Source organism: Rhizobium sp. R635 (assembly GCF_002211285.1).
Lineage (GTDB): Bacteria > Pseudomonadota > Alphaproteobacteria > Rhizobiales > Rhizobiaceae > Rhizobium.
The window spans coordinates 46,131-62,083 of the sequence record NZ_LOKX01000021.1 but is presented as its reverse complement, the minus strand read 5'-3'; the positions used below and the strand labels follow the sequence as shown (position 1 = coordinate 62,083).

The 15,953-nt window shown below is 62.8% G+C and carries 16 protein-coding genes and 1 riboswitch; of the genes, 14 read left to right on the top strand and 2 right to left on the bottom strand.

From position 1 onward, the window contains the following. Positions 1 to 255: 255 nt before the first annotated feature. Positions 256 to 1,518, bottom strand: a complete 1,263-nt coding sequence (locus tag ATY78_RS16450; RefSeq protein WP_088683384.1) for a DUF4010 domain-containing protein — start codon at positions 1,516 to 1,518, stop codon at positions 256 to 258. Positions 1,519 to 1,828: 310 nt separating this feature from the next. Here ATY78_RS16450 and ATY78_RS16445 point away from each other — a divergent pair, with 310 nt between their 5' ends. From ATY78_RS16445 to ATY78_RS16415, 7 genes are all read left to right on the top strand, one after another. Next, on the top strand, positions 1,829 to 2,260 hold the full coding sequence (locus tag ATY78_RS16445; protein WP_088683383.1) for an acetyl-CoA carboxylase biotin carboxyl carrier protein subunit: 432 nt from the start codon (positions 1,829 to 1,831) through the stop codon (positions 2,258 to 2,260). Next, on the top strand, positions 2,260 to 3,654 hold the full coding sequence (locus ATY78_RS16440) for an acetyl-CoA carboxylase biotin carboxylase subunit (RefSeq protein ID WP_088683382.1): 1,395 nt from the start codon (positions 2,260 to 2,262) through the stop codon (positions 3,652 to 3,654). Before ATY78_RS16445 ends, ATY78_RS16440 begins: the two co-directional genes overlap by 1 nt. Beyond that, positions 3,651 to 4,076: an acetyl-CoA carboxylase gene (locus tag ATY78_RS16435; RefSeq protein ID WP_088683381.1), complete on the top strand. Its 426-nt coding sequence runs from the start codon at positions 3,651 to 3,653 to the stop codon at positions 4,074 to 4,076. The genes ATY78_RS16440 and ATY78_RS16435 overlap by 4 nt, the downstream gene beginning before the upstream one ends. Continuing rightward, complete coding sequence (pxpB, locus tag ATY78_RS16430) at positions 4,073 to 4,780, top strand: 5-oxoprolinase subunit PxpB (RefSeq protein WP_088683380.1); 708 nt, start codon at positions 4,073 to 4,075, stop codon at positions 4,778 to 4,780. The genes ATY78_RS16435 and pxpB overlap by 4 nt, the downstream gene beginning before the upstream one ends. Further along, on the top strand, positions 4,777 to 5,772 hold the full coding sequence (locus tag ATY78_RS16425; protein ID WP_088683379.1) for a biotin-dependent carboxyltransferase family protein: 996 nt from the start codon (positions 4,777 to 4,779) through the stop codon (positions 5,770 to 5,772). The genes pxpB and ATY78_RS16425 overlap by 4 nt, the downstream gene beginning before the upstream one ends. A gap of 41 nt (positions 5,773 to 5,813) precedes the next feature. Next, positions 5,814 to 6,581 carry a 5-oxoprolinase subunit PxpA gene (locus ATY78_RS16420; RefSeq protein ID WP_088683378.1) on the top strand — a complete coding sequence of 256 codons (768 nt, stop codon included), beginning with the start codon at positions 5,814 to 5,816 and terminating at the stop codon, positions 6,579 to 6,581. A gap of 61 nt (positions 6,582 to 6,642) precedes the next feature. Then, complete coding sequence (locus ATY78_RS16415) at positions 6,643 to 7,845, top strand: pyridoxal phosphate-dependent aminotransferase (protein ID WP_088683377.1); 1,203 nt, start codon at positions 6,643 to 6,645, stop codon at positions 7,843 to 7,845. Positions 7,846 to 7,855: 10 nt separating this feature from the next. Here the strand turns inward: ATY78_RS16415 and nac are convergent, their stop codons facing one another. After that, positions 7,856 to 8,761, bottom strand: coding sequence for a nitrogen assimilation transcriptional regulator NAC (nac, locus tag ATY78_RS16410; RefSeq protein WP_088683376.1), 906 nt, complete (start codon positions 8,759 to 8,761; stop codon positions 7,856 to 7,858). A gap of 233 nt (positions 8,762 to 8,994) precedes the next feature. On the opposite strand from nac, the gene ATY78_RS16405 reads away from it, so the two are divergent. The 7 genes from ATY78_RS16405 (at position 8,995) to thiC (ending at position 15,953) form a co-directional block, all read left to right on the top strand. Continuing rightward, the gene (locus tag ATY78_RS16405) at positions 8,995 to 9,774 is read left to right on the top strand and encodes an SDR family oxidoreductase (protein WP_088683375.1); all 780 of its coding nucleotides are present in this window, start codon (positions 8,995 to 8,997) and stop codon (positions 9,772 to 9,774) included. After that, positions 9,771 to 10,478, top strand: coding sequence for an amino acid ABC transporter permease (locus ATY78_RS16400; protein ID WP_088683374.1), 708 nt, complete (start codon positions 9,771 to 9,773; stop codon positions 10,476 to 10,478). The genes ATY78_RS16405 and ATY78_RS16400 overlap by 4 nt, the downstream gene beginning before the upstream one ends. Further along, on the top strand, positions 10,475 to 11,233 hold the full coding sequence (locus ATY78_RS16395; RefSeq protein WP_088683373.1) for an amino acid ABC transporter permease: 759 nt from the start codon (positions 10,475 to 10,477) through the stop codon (positions 11,231 to 11,233). The genes ATY78_RS16400 and ATY78_RS16395 overlap by 4 nt, the downstream gene beginning before the upstream one ends. Continuing rightward, on the top strand, positions 11,230 to 11,994 hold the full coding sequence (locus ATY78_RS16390; protein ID WP_088683372.1) for an amino acid ABC transporter ATP-binding protein: 765 nt from the start codon (positions 11,230 to 11,232) through the stop codon (positions 11,992 to 11,994). The genes ATY78_RS16395 and ATY78_RS16390 overlap by 4 nt, the downstream gene beginning before the upstream one ends. A 31-nt stretch (positions 11,995 to 12,025) precedes the next feature. Beyond that, positions 12,026 to 12,862: an ABC transporter substrate-binding protein gene (locus ATY78_RS16385; RefSeq protein ID WP_088683371.1), complete on the top strand. Its 837-nt coding sequence runs from the start codon at positions 12,026 to 12,028 to the stop codon at positions 12,860 to 12,862. Between the two features lie 89 nt (positions 12,863 to 12,951). Further along, complete coding sequence (locus ATY78_RS16380; protein ID WP_007812547.1) at positions 12,952 to 13,626, top strand: 4-carboxy-4-hydroxy-2-oxoadipate aldolase/oxaloacetate decarboxylase; 675 nt, start codon at positions 12,952 to 12,954, stop codon at positions 13,624 to 13,626. A gap of 276 nt (positions 13,627 to 13,902) precedes the next feature. Beyond that, positions 13,903 to 14,034, top strand: a riboswitch (TPP riboswitch). A gap of 92 nt (positions 14,035 to 14,126) precedes the next feature. Then, positions 14,127 to 15,953 (top strand): phosphomethylpyrimidine synthase ThiC, encoded by a 1,827-nt coding sequence (gene thiC / locus ATY78_RS16375; RefSeq protein WP_088683370.1) that lies wholly within the window; start codon positions 14,127 to 14,129, stop codon positions 15,951 to 15,953.

Here is a 15,953-nt window from a genome sequence, read left to right as displayed (position 1 = left end):
GAGATCGCAGTCTCTTTCAATGAAACATCAAGCCCGATATATTGGTCCATGGTTGCCTCCATTCGATGTTTGGGCCCGGTTCAATCGTGAGCCCGTATTGCCATCTTACCGGGGGCAACCACCCCAGACAGCCATCATCTGATAAATATGACATGGGGTGATCGCGCCGCGATTACTCCATGTTTTGCGATAACGACATACTTAAAAACAAAGATCTAAAGCGCAAGGAGCGGATCTGAAAGATCGCGACGCGCTTTAGGTCAGGAGCAGGCCGGCAGCGCCGGCAAGCACCGCAATAGCGGTTGCGATCGCCAGCCGGACCGCATAGCCGCTGCTGCCGGCGCTCGCCGCCAGGCCGGCCTTGGCGAGAAGATTGGCGACGGCGGCGATCGCAATCGCCTGTGCGGCTGCATCAGCCGGCAGGCTATGCGGCGCGAGCTTCGCGACGGAGAGGGTTATCGCATCGAGATCGCCGAGCCCGGTGACGAAAGCGACGGCGCTCAGCGACTGTGTTCCAAAGAGGTTGAGCGTCGCCCGCGTGACGACGATCACGACGGCAAGCAGAAGCGCAAAGCGCAGCACGACCATCACTTCCAGCGGATTGTGCGGAGCAAAATCGGAACTGCTGTCGGAGCGCCGCAACAGGCCGGCGAGCCCCCCGCCCACGGCAAGGATTGCGGCAGCCGGTCCGAGCGCAGGCGCCAGTTCCGTCAGCACCGCAGGCGCAATGACGCCGCAGACAAGGAGCACCCGGGTGAGCGATACGGCGCCCGCCAGCATCGCTCCGGCCGAAAGCAGCGGCGAAAGGGCCGTCATCTGCGTCGACTGACGCGCGAAGGAAAGCGTCAAAGCCGTCGAGGAGACCAAGCCGCCACAGGCGCCGGTCAGCAATATCCCCGCCTTCGTGTCGGCGAGCCTGATCATGACGTAACCGGCGAATGAAACGGCGCCGATGAGGATCGTCATCATCCAGAGTTCGAACGGGTTGATCATTTGCCAGGGATCGACCGTCTCATTGGGAAGAATCGGAAGGATGACGACCGTCATCGTCAGCAGGATCAGCGCGGCCCGCAATTCGAGCCAGGTCAATTTCCTGAGAAATCCATGCAGCGGCTCGCGCGCCGCCAGCAGCGCCGTGATCGCGACGGCACTCGCGGCCGTCGCCGTCATGTCCGCAACGGCAGCGCCGAAGCCAAGCACGAAGACCGTGATCGCGGCGATGGCGCCGGTGGCGCTGTATTCCTCCTCCCGCATTGCCTGCATCCGGCTGAAGAGGAGAATCGTGATGCAGAAGGACGCAAAGATGGCTGTCGGCAGGATCGGTCCCGTGACCGGCTGCAGAAAACCGCAGAACCCGCCGAGGAAACTCGAGAGGCCGTAGGTGCGGATACCCGCCACCCTTTTGCCGGGCGCAGCCTCACGCTCGCGCCACCCGCGTTCGATACCGACAAGGATCCCGATCGCAAGCGCGAGGCTGAGACGCTGGAATGCTTCCGTGAACACCAATGACGTCATCATCCCTGGATTCGCCTCCCTGTTCTTGGAATCCAATCACAACCAGCGGCCCGATCATTGCGACTGATCAAAATCGTTGCGTCCGGGCCGCACGATCAGGGATACCGGACATGGCCGCAACTCCTTTGAGGCATGTTAACGCGCAACCCCCGCAAAAGCATCCGGCGGCATGTCCTCGCAGCGTGCGGACTGCACTCCATCAAAAGTTCGTCTGACCCCATCAGCCCAAGCGTCGTGCTACGAAAATCATAACGCCGGGCGATTTGACACCTCAGGTCTGCGCGGTGGAATTTTGAAAATTCCGAGCACGCACATGGACCTCTCGAAGATCAAGACGCTGATCGACTTTGTCGGACGATCGAACATTACCGAGCTGACCGTGACGGAAAAGGACGTGACGGTTCGGATTTTTCGCACGTCGCCGGCGGAGCCCGCCGTTGCCGAACCTCCGCGAACGCCGGAATCGACAGAAAGTGTCGTCTCCGATGCGCCTTCTGGCGCCGAGAAAACCTCGCAGGCGGTGAAGGCGCCCGTCTTCGGCGTTCTGCACCGGACCCCGGCGCCCGGGGAGCCGCCATTCGTCGTGGTCGGCGACGCGGTGGAGGAGGGGCAGACGCTCTTCATCATCGAAGCGATGAAGGTCTTCAACAAAATCGCCGCGCCGCGGGCCGGGCGCATCACGCGCCTGACCGAAATAGACGGCGGCGAGGTCGAGACCGGCGATCTGCTGGCGGAGATCGCCTGATGCCGGAAACGCCCGAACACCCCGCTGCTGCCGGCCGACGCTTCGAGACCGTGCTCATCGCCAATCGCGGCGAGATCGCCGTCCGGATAGAGCGCGCCTGTCGTGATCTCGGCCTCACGGCGGTCGCCATCTGCTCCGAGGCGGACAAGGAAGCGCCTTACGGCAAAACCATGGCCAGCTTCCTCTGTGTCGGCCCGTCGAATGCCGCCAAGAGTTATCTCAATCAGGATGCCATTCTTCTCGCGGCGCGTCTGACCGGTGCCGGCGCCGTCCATCCCGGTTACGGTTTTCTGTCGGAAAACGCCGCATTCGCCGACGCGGTCGAAAAAGCGGGGCTGGTCTTCATCGGTCCGACGGCTTCGTCGATCGCGACCATGGGCGACAAGATCGCGGCGAAGCGGGCGATGATGGCGGCCGGCGTCCCCTGCGTTCCCGGCCCGGATACCGCGCTGCCGGACGATCCCGCATCGATTGAGCGCGTGGCGCTGGAGATCGGATATCCCGTCATCATCAAGGCGTCGGGCGGCGGCGGCGGACGCGGCATGCGCGTCGTGCCGGAGGCCGGGCAGTTGCAGGAAGCGATCGCGCTGACGCGGGAAGAGGCCCGCAAGGCGTTCGGTTCGCCCTCGCTCTACATGGAGAAATTCCTGGAGCATCCCCGCCATATCGAGATACAGGTTCTTTGCGACGACCACGGCAATGCCGTGTGGCTGGGGCATCGGGACTGCTCGATGCAGCGCCGCCATCAGAAGGTGGTGGAGGAAGCGCCGGCGCCCGGGATCGCACCCGACATCATCCAGCCGGTCGGCATGGCCTGCGTCGAGGCCTGCCGCCAGATCGGCTACCGGGGCGTCGGGACCTTCGAATTTCTCTATGAGAACGGCGCCTTCTATTTCATCGAAATGAACACGCGGCTTCAGGTCGAACATCCCGTCACCGAAATGACGAGCGGGCTCGACATCGTCCAGGCGCAGATCAAGGCGGCCCAGGGTCACGCTCTCGATCTCGCCCAGGGCGATGTGGCATGCGAAGGCCATTCTTTCGAATGCCGCATCAACGCCGAAGATCCCGATACCTTCCTGCCGTCGGCGGGTGTCATCACCCATCTGGCTTTGCCTCAGGGGCCGGGTATCCGCGTCGATACGCATATCCGCGCCGGCTACAAGGTCTCGCCCTACTACGACTCGCTGATCGCCAAGCTGATCGTGCATGCGCCGACGCGTGCGAAAGCCATGGCAAGGATGTGCGAAGCGCTTGCCGGCACCGAAATCGAGGGGATCGCCACCAATATTCCCTTCCTGCGCGCCCTGTTCGAGGACCATGCTTTCGCGCGCGGCGAGACTGACATTCACTATCTCGAACAATGGCTGAAGCTGCGGAGGACGGCGGCATGAGCGCCATCGATTTCAGCGATCCGGCCACCATCGCCCAGCTGACCCAAGCACTGACGGCCGCCGGAGTGGCCGGGCTGGAAATCTCCCGACCGGGCGCACAGCTTCGCATCGTCATTTCAGGGGAGGGAGAGGCGCGGATCAGCGCGGCGGAAACGGCGCCGCGCGCGCCGGCCTCCGCGCAGGCAATCGTGAAGGCGCCGATGGCGGGCCGTTTCTGCGCCGAACATCCGGGCACCTCTGCGACGCCCCAAAATCTGCCGCGGTCGCTATCCCAAGCCGATATCCTCGGCTTCATCAGGGTAGGGGATGTGCTGCTTCCCCTTCGCGCCGGCCGTTCCGGTGTCATGACCAAGCGGCTCGCCGAGCCCGGCGCGCTGGTGGGCTACGGCGATCCTCTGTTCGAAATCGAGTTCCCATCATGATCGTCACGACGAACAGGCACGCACCGCAACGCGAGATCGTTCCGGCCACCAAAAGCCGGGCACGGGTTTCCTCGATCGGCGCCAGGGCCTTCCTGCTCGAGGCGCCCGGTGAATTCGATCTTGCCGCGCAGCGGCGGATCTGGGCTTTGTCCCAGACCGTGAAAGGCTGGGCGGACCTTGCGGAAGACATTCCTGGGATGACCAACCTGCTGGTGATTTTCAAGGAAACGCCCGAGGAACCCGATGCGGTGGTCGCGCGGCTGCTGGAGGCATGGGCGAATGCCGAGAGCATCGATCTCGAAGGCAAGACCATCGAGATCCCCGTCCATTACGGCGGCGAATATGCGACGGATCTTCCGGCCCTTTGCGATCTCTCGGGTCTCGGCGATCGCGAGGTGGTGCGCATCCATCATCAAGCGACCTACCGTGTTTTCGCTTTGGGAAGCGCTCCCGGCTTCGGTTATCTTCATGGTCTCGATCCCCGTATCTACATGCCGCGCAAGACCGTCCCCTCGCTGAAGATGGCAAAGGGCTGCGTGACCATCGGCGGCATGCAGACCGGCGTCGCCATGCTGACAGGGCCGAACGGCTGGAATTCCATAGGCTTCGCGACACTTGAGATGTTCGATCCCGCCTCGCCGACGCCGGCCATGATGGCGCCGGGAGATACGGTGCGGTTCCTGCCGGCGAGGATCGAGCTATGATCGAGATCCTGGAAAGCGGCCCTTTCAACACGGTGCAGGATCTCGGCCGTCCCGGCTATCGCGATATCGGCGTATCGGCGAGCGGCGCGATGGACCCGCTTGCGGTCCGGATCGGCAATATTCTCGTCGGCAATGACGAGAATGCTGCCGTGATCGAGGTGCAGACCTTCCCGTTCCGCCTGCGTTTCGAGCGGCGCATCGCCTTTGCCGTGACCGGCGCCGACGGCAATCCCCATCTCGACGGATCGGAACTGCTTGCCTGGTGCGCCTATGTCGCCGAGCCCGGACAGATTCTCGAACTGAAGCAGCCTCCGCGGCTGGCGCGCTCCTACGTCGCGCTCGGCGGCGGGCTGGATATCCCGGTCGTCATGGGCTCGCGCAGCACGTCTCTGCGTGGCGGCTTCGGAGGCAATGCGGGCCGCCCGCTGGCGAAAGGCGATCGGCTCGCGGTCGGTGAGGACGCGGAGATTGCCATGCTGCCGGCCACGGGCCTCGCCGTCGTCGAGCCGGCCGCAGCACTCAGCGATGTCTTCCCGGCCCCGGTCGACGGCGTACTGCCGATCCGCGCCCTGCCTGCCGGCGAGCACGATCTTTTCTCCGAAGACGGCGAAGCCTTCTGGAGCCAGACCTGGAGGATTTCCTCCCGAAGCGACCGGACCGGCTACCGCTTGTCAGGCGAACCCATCAAGCCGACGGCATCGATCGAGATGCGCTCCCACGGCGTCGTGCCCGGCGTGATCCAGGTGCCGCCCGGCGGCGAACCGATCGTGCAGATGAGCGATGCGAATACTGCGGGCGGATATCCGAAGGTCGCCGGCGTGATCGAATGCGACCTCTGGCGGCTCGGGCAGGCCCGCATCGGCGCCCGGCTGAAATTCGTCCGCTCGACGCACGCGGAAGCGCGCACAGCCGAACAAGCCGTCGCCCGCTATGTCGATGACATCAGGCAAACATCGGCGACGGTCAAACGCGCCCTGAAAGCGATGGCCTAGGAAATGCGCGCAAACAGAGACGCCGTCAAAAGGAGGAACTCATGAAGATCGATCTGAATTCCGACATGGGCGAAGGATTTGGCCCCTACCGGCTGTGCGACGACGAAGCGATGATGAAGATCGTCTCCTCGGCCAACATCGCCTGCGGTTTCCACAGCGGTGATCCCGACACGATGGGGCGCATGGTCCGGCTCGCAAAGCTGAACGGCGTCGGCATCGGCGCCCATCCGGGTCTGCCCGACCGGCTCGGCTTCGGCCGGCGCGAAATACCGTTCCCGGCGGACGAGCTTCGCCAGCAGATGCTCTACCAGCTCGGCGCCCTGATGGCGATCGCCAGGAGCGAGCGGGTCGCCGTCTCCCACATCAGCTTCCATGCGGCCATGGGCAATATGGTCAACCGCGATCCCGTACTCGCCGACCTGATGATGGATGCGATCGCCACTGTGGACCCCGGTCTCGTGGTCTTCGTCACGTCGGGCAGCGAGATCGAATCGGCGGCCAGACGTGCGCGCCTGAAGACGCTGGCGCTTTTCCTCGCGGACCGTGCCTATGATGCCGCTGGCAAACTCGTCGCGCGCGGGCTGCCGGGCGCCGTCATCAAGGACGAAGCCTCGGTGCGCGCCCGCGTGCGGCAATTCCTGCTCGACGGGACCGTCCGCACGATCGACGACGCCGTGATCGCCATGCCGGCGCGCTCCATTCTCGTTCACAGCGACACACCCGGCGCCCTCGAACTTGCCGGCATCGTGCGCGGCGAGATCGAAGCCACGGGTGCGGCACTCGCTCCCGCTGCCGAACTCGCCGAATGATACAAGTCCGATCGCCCGCGGGCGGTCCATAACTCCAATCCCTCACCAGAGGACCATTCCGATGTCCATCAAAGCCGACCGCCTGAAAAACGTCTCCATTTCAGCATCCGCCGCCATGACCCAGCGCGCCAGGGAGCTTGCCGCCAAAGGCGTCCAGGTCGTCAGCCTCTCCTCCGGCGAGCCGGATTTTCCCACTCCGACGCATGCCATCGAAGCGGCGCATGCGGCAGCGCTTGCCGGCGATACGAAATATCCGCCGATGGACGGGACGCCGGCCCTCAAGGCCGCGATCATCAGGAAGTTCAAGCGCGACAACAATCTCGACTATGACGCCAGCCAGATCGTCGTCTCGGGCGGCGGCAAGCAGGTGATCTTCAATGCGATGCTCGCAACCTGCAATCCGGGTGACGAGGTCGTCATTCCGACACCCTCCTGGGTCAGCTATGCCGATATCGTCAAGTTCGCCGGCGGCGTACCCGTCGCCGTTCCCTGCCACGAACAGACCGGCTTCAAGCTGCGCCCGGAGGACCTGGAGGCGGCGATCACGCCGCGCACCAAATGGCTCTTCCTGAATTTCCCGAACAATCCGACCGGCGCGGCCTGCTCCCGGGCCGAGATGGCCGCCATCGCCGAGGTGATGCTGCGTCATCCCCACGTCTGGATCATGACCGACGACATCTACGAGCACCTTGTTTATGACGACTTCCAGTTCTGCACCGTGGCGGAAGTCGAGCCGAGGCTCTATGAACGCGTCCTGACGATGAACGGTGTCTCCAAGGCTTACGCGATGACCGGCTGGCGGCTCGGTTTCTGCGCCGGCTCGAAAGAGCTGATGGCAGCCATCAGCAACGTCAACGGCCAGAATGGCGGCGGCATCGCAACGCTGACGCAGGCGGCCGCGACCGCCGCACTCGACGGACCTCAGGATCTCCTGAAGGAGCGGGCGGCGATCTACAAGACGCGGCGCGACTTCGTCCTCGACAAACTGTCGGAGGTGGAAGGGCTGCGCTGCCACAGGCCGGAGGGCGCCTTCTATATCTATCCCAATATATCGGGGCTGATCGGCAAGACCAGCAAGGGCGGGCGAAAGATCGAGACGGATGTCGACTTCGTCATGGCGCTGGTGGAGGAGCATCATGTCGCGACCGTGCAAGGCGCGGCTTACGGAATGAGCCCCTTCTTCCGCATTTCCTACGCCACCAGCATGGAAAAGCTCGGCGAAGGCTGCGCCCGCATAGCTCAGTTCTGCAAGGATATGCGCTGACGCGCGGAGCTTAGCCTTTCAGCCGCGCCGTCAGCCCGAGAAGGATGTCCCGGACGGCAAGGGCCGGCTCCGACAGCGGGTTCTGGTCGGAAACGCAGAGCGACAGGGTTTCCTCTATCCTCGGCGAGACGAGCCGGCAGATCAGCGGCTCGCTCGATTCCGAGACGATGCGATCGGCGATGGCCTTCGGCATGATCGTCGCGCCGAGGCCGCTCGCGACCGCACGGGCGAGGGTCCGTACGATTTCGACTTCCGCCACGACCTTCAGATTGGTGCGGGTGCGCGTGAAGGCGGTATCGACCGCCCGGCGGACGAAATTATAGGCCGGCGGCAACAGCATCGGTATCCCGTCGAGCGCGCTGACCGGAACGGGTTTTGCATCCGCCTCGATCGCAAAATCGCGATGCGCCACCAGAAAAAATTCCTCGCTCAGGATCGGCTCGAACCGCACGCCCTTGATCGGGCCGGTTCCATGCAGAAGCGCCATCTCCAGCCGGCCGTTCATGATCATCTGGCTATAGGTCTGGCCGACGCTTTCAGTCAGATGCAGCAGGATGCCGGGATGCAGTTTCCGGGTCTCCGCCAGCAGATCGACCGAGAGCGTCGCGGCGCTGCTGAACGGCACGAGACCAACGGATACACGCCCGGCAAGCGAATTGCCGGCCGCCGAAGCATCGGCCTGCGCCTGCTCCATCTGCCGGAGGATGATCTGCGCATGGCGGTACACCGCATGCCCGGCATCGGTCATGCTCACGCCCTGCTGGCTGCGGATCAAAAGCTTGTGGCCGAAATGCTCCTCCAGCGCCGCGAGCTGCTGGCTCAGCGCCGGCTGGGCGATATGCAAGAGATCCGCCGCGCGCGTGATGCTGCCGCTGTCGACGATCACGATGAAAGATTTGAGGCGTCTGATGTCCATGAGGATCGGGGTACCATTCTGATCTGCATGGCGGCATGTTTGCAGAGGCGCATTGCTTTTGCAACGCGACACGGTCTCAGGCAAGGCCGCACCGGGATGCCGGCATTACCGTTTTCTCTTCTTCGGCAAGCCGCACCTGCTCCATAACCGTTGCTTATTGCTCCAAAGATAATCGGTCTTAGGCAAGGGGTTAAAGCTTCGCTACTGTCTCAATCAACAACAAGGGAACGACAATGCCATTCTCCGACTACAAGACCGCACTGATAACAGGCGCATCTTCCGGAATCGGCGCAGCCGTTGTCGAGCGGCTCCGCCGGGAGAACATCGAGGTCCATGCCGTTGCCCGTAGCGCCGAAGCGCTGCAGCAGCTGGCCGCGCGGACGGGCTGCATCCCTCATGTCATCGATGTGACCGACCGCAAGGCAATCGCCGAACTCGCGGATCGGGTGGAATTCGACATTCTCGTCAACAATGCCGGCGTCGACCGGCCGAAGAAATTCCTCGAAGCCGACGAAGGCGACATCGATCTCCTCATCGACGTCAATCTGCGGGCCGTCCTGCATATCTGCCGCCTGGTGGTGCCGGGCATGGTGGCGCGCGATCGCGGCCATGTCATCAATATCTCGTCGATCGCCGGCGCCTACAATTTCGGCGGCAACTCGTCCTATCACGCCACCAAGGCAGGGGTGAGCATGCTGTCCAACCAGCTGCGCATCGACGCCTTCGGCAAGCGGGTGCGCGTCACTGAGATCTGCCCCGGCCGGGTCGCCACCGACATTTTCAATCACGTCCACGGCAATGACCCGAGCGTCCGGGAACGGTTCATCGACGGCTTCGAATTGCCGCAGGCGGCTGACATCGCGGACGCCATCGCCTTCGCCATCGCAGCTCCGGTGGCCGTCAACATCGGGCACATGGAGATCACGCCGACGCTGCAGGTGATGGGCGGCCTGCAGACGGCGAAGCCGCAGCCTGTGGCGAAGACGGATCAATCCGGGGAACCAAAACCGTGAGCGGCTTCGACCTTTCGGCAATCCTCGGAAATCCGGAATATGCCGCCATGCTGCTGCATGGCATTGAGATGACCTTCATCATCTATGCCGGTTCCTGGTCGCTGGCGATGACGCTGGCGCTGCTGCTGCTGGGTCTGCGCCTATCCCCCTTTCGTTTCGGCGATCCGTTGGTCGCCGCTTACGTATCCTATCACCGCAACGTCCCGACCCTGGTGCAGCTCATGCTCTGGTATTTCGGGATCTTCACACTGATGCCGAACGGCATCGCGACATGGCTTGCCAGCCACAACGCGGAAGCCATCTTCGCGGTGGTCGGGCTCGGGCTCTGCCAGGCCGCCTACTTCAGCGAAGATCTCCGTTCGGGCGTGCGCTCGGTCAGCGACGGCCAGATGCAGGCGGCGCGCGCGCTCGGGCACGGCTACGTCTCGGCGATGCGTTTCGTCATCATGCCGCAGGGCGTGCGCAATGCGCTGCCGCCGCTCATCAATCACAGCGTCTCCCTGTTCAAGAACAGCAGTCTCGCCGTCGTCATCGGCGCGTCTGAACTGACGCATGCCGTCAAGGAAATCGAAAACCTCAGCTTCCGCACCTTCGAGGTCTACCTGATCGGCACGGTCCTCTACCTCTTCTTCTCACTCGTGATCATGAGCATCGGCGCCTATCTGTCGATGCGCGCAGATCCTGCCAGGAGTGCGCGCGCATGATCCAGGACATGATCGCCATCGTCCGCGACTACTGGCTGCTGCTGTTGATCGGCCAATATCCGAACGGACCGCTCGGCGGGCTCGCCAACACGCTGATCCTTTCGGCGCTCAGCATCATTCTCGCCTTTCCCGTGAGCATCCTCTTCGCAATGGCGCGGCTTTCCAAGTCGCCGCTGCTGCGCTGGCCGGTCACCGCGCTTGTCTATTTCACCCGCGGCGTGCCGCTGCTGATGCTCATCCTGTGGAGCTATTTCCTCGTGCCGCTACTGACCGGCGCCGATGTGCCGAGCTTCGTCACCATGCTGACGACCCTCGTGGTCTATCAGAGCGCGTTCCTCAGCGAAGTCGTCCGCGCCGGCATCGTCGCGCTCGGACCGGGCCAGATGGATGCCGCGCGTGCGCTTGGCCACGGCTATATGGGCGCGATGCGCTATATCATCCTGCCGCAGGCGCTCTACAACATGATCCCGAGCATCATCTCCACCTTCGTCTCGACGATCAAGGATACGACGCTCGGTTATGTGATCAACGTGCCGGACCTGACCTTTGCCGCAAGCCAGGTCAACAACCAGCTCCTGACGCAGCCCTTCCAGGTCTTCCTCATCCTGGCGATCGTCTACTTCATCATCTGCTGGACGCTCACCTACTTCGCAAATCGCCTCGAGCGGCGCATCACGCGGCGGCGTGCGGGACTTCTCAACGTTCCCACGGCCTCCCTGGCCGCGCCATCGAAAATCGTATCGGAGCAGCTATGACCATGTCAGTTTCCGCGCAGGAATCGCAGACGATCCGGCTTTCGCAGGTCTGCAAGAGTTACGGTGACTATCCGGTCCTGAAGAACATCGATGCTGATGTCGCGCGCGGCGAGGTGGTCGTCATCTGCGGTCCATCCGGTTCGGGGAAATCGACGCTGATCCGCACGATCAATCGCCTGGAAGAGATCAACAGCGGATCGATCAGGCTCGACGGGCAAGACATCCACGCGTCGATGCGGGCGAAGGAGCTCAACGCAATGCGCAGCCGGATCGGCTTCGTATTCCAGAACTTCAACCTCTTTCCGCATCTTTCGGTGGCTGAAAACGTGTCGATGTCACCGATCCGGGTGAAAGGCGTGGCGCCGGATGTCGCGCACGAGAAGGCGCTCAAGCTCCTCGACCGCGTCGGCCTCGCCGACAAGGCCCGAGCCTATCCCGGCCAGCTCTCGGGCGGCCAGCAGCAGCGGGTGGCGATCGCCCGCGCTCTTGCCATGGAACCGCCGGTGATGCTGTTCGACGAGCCGACGAGCGCGCTCGATCCCGAAATGGTCGGCGAAGTTCTCGCCGTCATGAAGAGCCTGGCGTCGGAAGGCATGACCATGCTCTGCGTCACCCACGAAATGGGTTTCGCGCGCGAGGTCGCCGACCGGATCTGGTTCATCGATGCCGGCCAGATCATCGAAATGGCGACGCCCGAGGACTTCTTCACCAATCCGACCCATCCCCGGGCTCAGCGTTTCCTCGCTGATCTCAGGCATTGATACCAACCACCAAAAACAAAGGAGAACAGCAATGAACTGGAAATACCTGAGCCTCACCGTCGCATTCGCCGGCCTGGCCGCCGCCATGCCCGCAAAGGCCGATCAGCTCGACACCATCATGTCGGCAAAGACCCTGCGCTGCGCGACTTTCGCCGACGTTCCTCCCTTCGCTTCGCCCGATCCGAAGACCCGCGAAATGGCCGGTTTCGACGTCGATCTCTGCGGCGCCATCGCCAAGGAATTGGGCGTCAAGGCTGAAATCAAGCCGGTCTCGGTCGAAGCCCGCGTGCCCGAGGTCAAGCTCGGCCGCGTCGATATCACCGTCGCCAACCTTGCCTATACGCTGAGCCGCGCCGAGCAGATCCAGTTCAGCGATCCCTATTATCTCGCCAAGGAAATGCTGATCGTGCCGGCGGACGATGCCGGCAAGACGAAGGCCGATTACGCAGGCCAGCGCATTGCGTCGACCAAGGGTTCGACCTCGGAAATGTCGATCAAGCTCAACAAATCCGACCCGCTGACCTTCCAGGATACCGCCTCGGCCTACCTCGCCGTTCAGCAGGGCAAGGCGCGCGGCATGGTGGCGAACACCATGACGACGACCAAGTTCGTCAATGAATCGAAGAGCAAGGGCAAGGAAATGCGGATGATCGAGGAGCCGATGCTCTACCAGCCGATCGGCATCGGCATGGCCAAGGATCAGCCGGCGCTGACCGCCAAGATCAACGAGATCCTGCACAAGCTCGACGAGTCCGGCGAGATCAACAAGATCTGGGACAAGTGGCTCGGCCCGAGCACCGAGTACAAGATGACCCGCACCGACAAAGTCGTGCCGCTCACGCAGCTGAAATTCGACCCGATCCCGTAGACCGACCGGTCTCGGAACCTCCCGAAGACAATGCAACCGAGATCAGGCGGCGGGATATGCCCGCCGTCTACCAACGATGTGAGGCATCCATGATTCATATAAAAGATATCGCTGAACGGCCCAGCAAAGCTGACATCGAGGCCGTTTCGAAATTTTCGCCGGCGACCATCCACGAAGCCCAGGGGCGCCGCGGCGCACTCTCCTCGCGGCTCAAGCCCGTCGACTACCGCATGAAACTCTGCGGCCCGGCATTCACGGTCAAATGCGCACCGCGCGACAACATCATGCTGCAGCTCGCCATCAACTACGCAAAGCCGGGTGACATCATCGTCGTCTCGGCGGGCGAATACGAAGAGGCCGGCTCCTTCGGCGACGTGCTTGCCAACGCCTGCCTCGCAAAGGGCATCGGCGGCCTCGTGACCGACACCGGCGTGCGCGACACGCTGCAGCTGCGGGAACTTGGCTTTCCCGTCTTCTCGCTCAGCGTCTGTATCAAGGGAACCGTGAAGGAAACCATCGCAGCCGTAAACGACCCGATCATCGTCGGCGGCGAAATCATCAATCCCGGCGACATCATCGTCGGCGATGCCGATGGACTGGTGGTCGTGCGCAGGCAGGAAGCGCAGGAAGCCGCGAGACTTTCGCAAGCCCGCGAAGATGCCGAAGCCGGCTATATCGCAGCCTACAAGCAGGGCAAGTCGGTCATCGAGGTCAGCAAGCTGGAACCGGTGCTGAAGGCCAAAGGCCTCGTTGTCGATATCTAGGACGGCATTGCCGCTGTGTTGCAAGCCGGCCGGCCATTCCGGCCGGCTGCCGGATGATCGCATGACGCCATGGCCTGGCTTCTGTTCCATAATTCCGCTTATGCAACATTTGTTATAACATTACATCTTTTGTAAAGATGCAGTGGCCCATGTACGAGCGCACCTGCTCCCCTCCTCACGTCCCGCGAAATCGACTGCCACAGTCCTCGGAACCCGCTCCACGTTACTTTTCAGCGCCGGGGTTGACATGAACTCGATCGAGGACGTAGCCTCCGCAGCATTCACCAGGGGGGTCCCGGCAAGGGGCTGAGATACTGCTGGACAATACGGCTTTGCCTGTTGTGGCGCAGTGACCCGTTGAACCTGATCCAGTTCATACTGGCGTAGGGACGGTGCAAGCGCTCGAAGGCTTCGGATTCCCGCATGGAATCCATGCCGGCGTCTTTTCATCATTCCGGCTGACTGACTGGGTCTCCAACTGAACTTTGGAGCCTCAAACCATGACCATTGCCGCAAAGACCTTCACCCCAACCGTCACGACCGGCCCGTTGCCGGCATCGAAAAAGATCCACATCGCTGGCGAGATCCATGCCGACATCAAGGTCCCGATGCGGCAGATCAGCCTCCATCCGACTTCCGGCGAGCCGCCGGTCATCGTCTATGATTCCTCCGGCCCCTACACCAGCGAAGGCGCCGATATAAGTATCGAAAAGGGTCTTGCCGCACTGCGCCGCGACTGGGTGTTCGCCCGCGGCGACGTCGAGCTCTATGAAGGCCGCCGCATCCGTCCCGAGGATAACGGCTTTGCCAGCGGCGAGCGGCTGACGCCCGAATTTCCGGCAAAACGCCAGCCGCTGCGGGCCAAGGACGGCAAGGCCGTCACGCAGCTGGCCTATGCGCGGGCCGGCATCATCACGCCGGAGATGGAATTCATCGCCATCCGCGAAAATCTCGGCCGCAAAACGCAAGCCGGGGCGATGCTTCGCGACGGCGAGAGCTTCGGCGCCCACATTCCCGACCATGTGACGCCGGAATTCGTCCGCCAGGAGGTCGCCGCCGGCCGGGCGATCATTCCGGCCAACATCAATCATCCGGAATCGGAACCGATGATCATCGGCCGGAATTTCCTGGTGAAGATCAACGCCAATATCGGCAACTCGGCCGTCACCTCGTCGATGGCGGAGGAAGTCGAGAAAATGGTCTGGGCCTCCCGCTGGGGCGCCGATACCGTCATGGACCTTTCGACCGGGCGCAATATTCACAATATCCGCGAATGGATCATCCGCAACTCGCCGCTGCCGATCGGAACCGTGCCGCTCTACCAGGCGCTGGAGAAGGTCGAGGGCATCGCCGAAAACCTCACCTGGGAAATCTATCGCGATACGCTGATCGAGCAGGCCGAACAGGGCGTCGATTACTTCACCATCCATGCCGGCGTGCGGCTGCACTACATCCCGCTGACCGTCAACCGCGTCACCGGCATCGTCTCGCGCGGCGGCTCGATCATGGCGAAGTGGTGCCTGCACCATCATCGCGAGAGCTTCCTCTACGAGCACTTCGAGGAAATCTGCGACATCTGCCGCGCCTACGACGTCTCCTTCTCGCTCGGCGACGGCCTGCGCCCCGGCTCGATCGCCGACGCCAACGATGCGGCGCAATTTGCCGAACTCGAAACGCTCGGCGAGCTGACGAAGATCGCCTGGGCAAAGGATTGCCAGGTGATGATCGAAGGGCCGGGCCATGTGCCGATGCACAAGATCAAGGAAAACATGGATAAGCAGCTTGCCGTCTGCGGCGAGGCGCCCTTCTATACGCTCGGGCCGCTGACGACCGACATCGCCCCCGGCTACGATCACATTACCTCTGGGATCGGCGCGGCGATGATCGGCTGGTTCGGCACGGCCATGCTCTGCTACGTCACGCCGAAGGAGCATCTCGGCCTGCCTGACCGCAACGACGTCAAGACCGGCGTCATCACCTATAAGATCGCCGCCCATGCCGCCGATCTCGCCAAGGGCCATCCTGCGGCGCGCATCCGCGACGATGCGCTGTCGCGCGCCCGTTTCGAATTTCGCTGGGAAGATCAGTTCAACCTTTCCCTCGATCCCGAGACGGCCCGCTCCTTCCACGACGAGACGCTTCCGAAAGAGGCGCATAAGCTCGCCCACTTCTGTTCGATGTGCGGCCCGAAATTCTGCTCGATGCGAATATCGCATGATATCCGCTCAGAGGCGCAGAAGGAGGGTCTGGAAGCCATGGCCGCCCGTTACCGCGATGGCGGTGACCTCTATGTTCCCGCCTCTTCGATCGAAGCGCCGGGAGCTTGA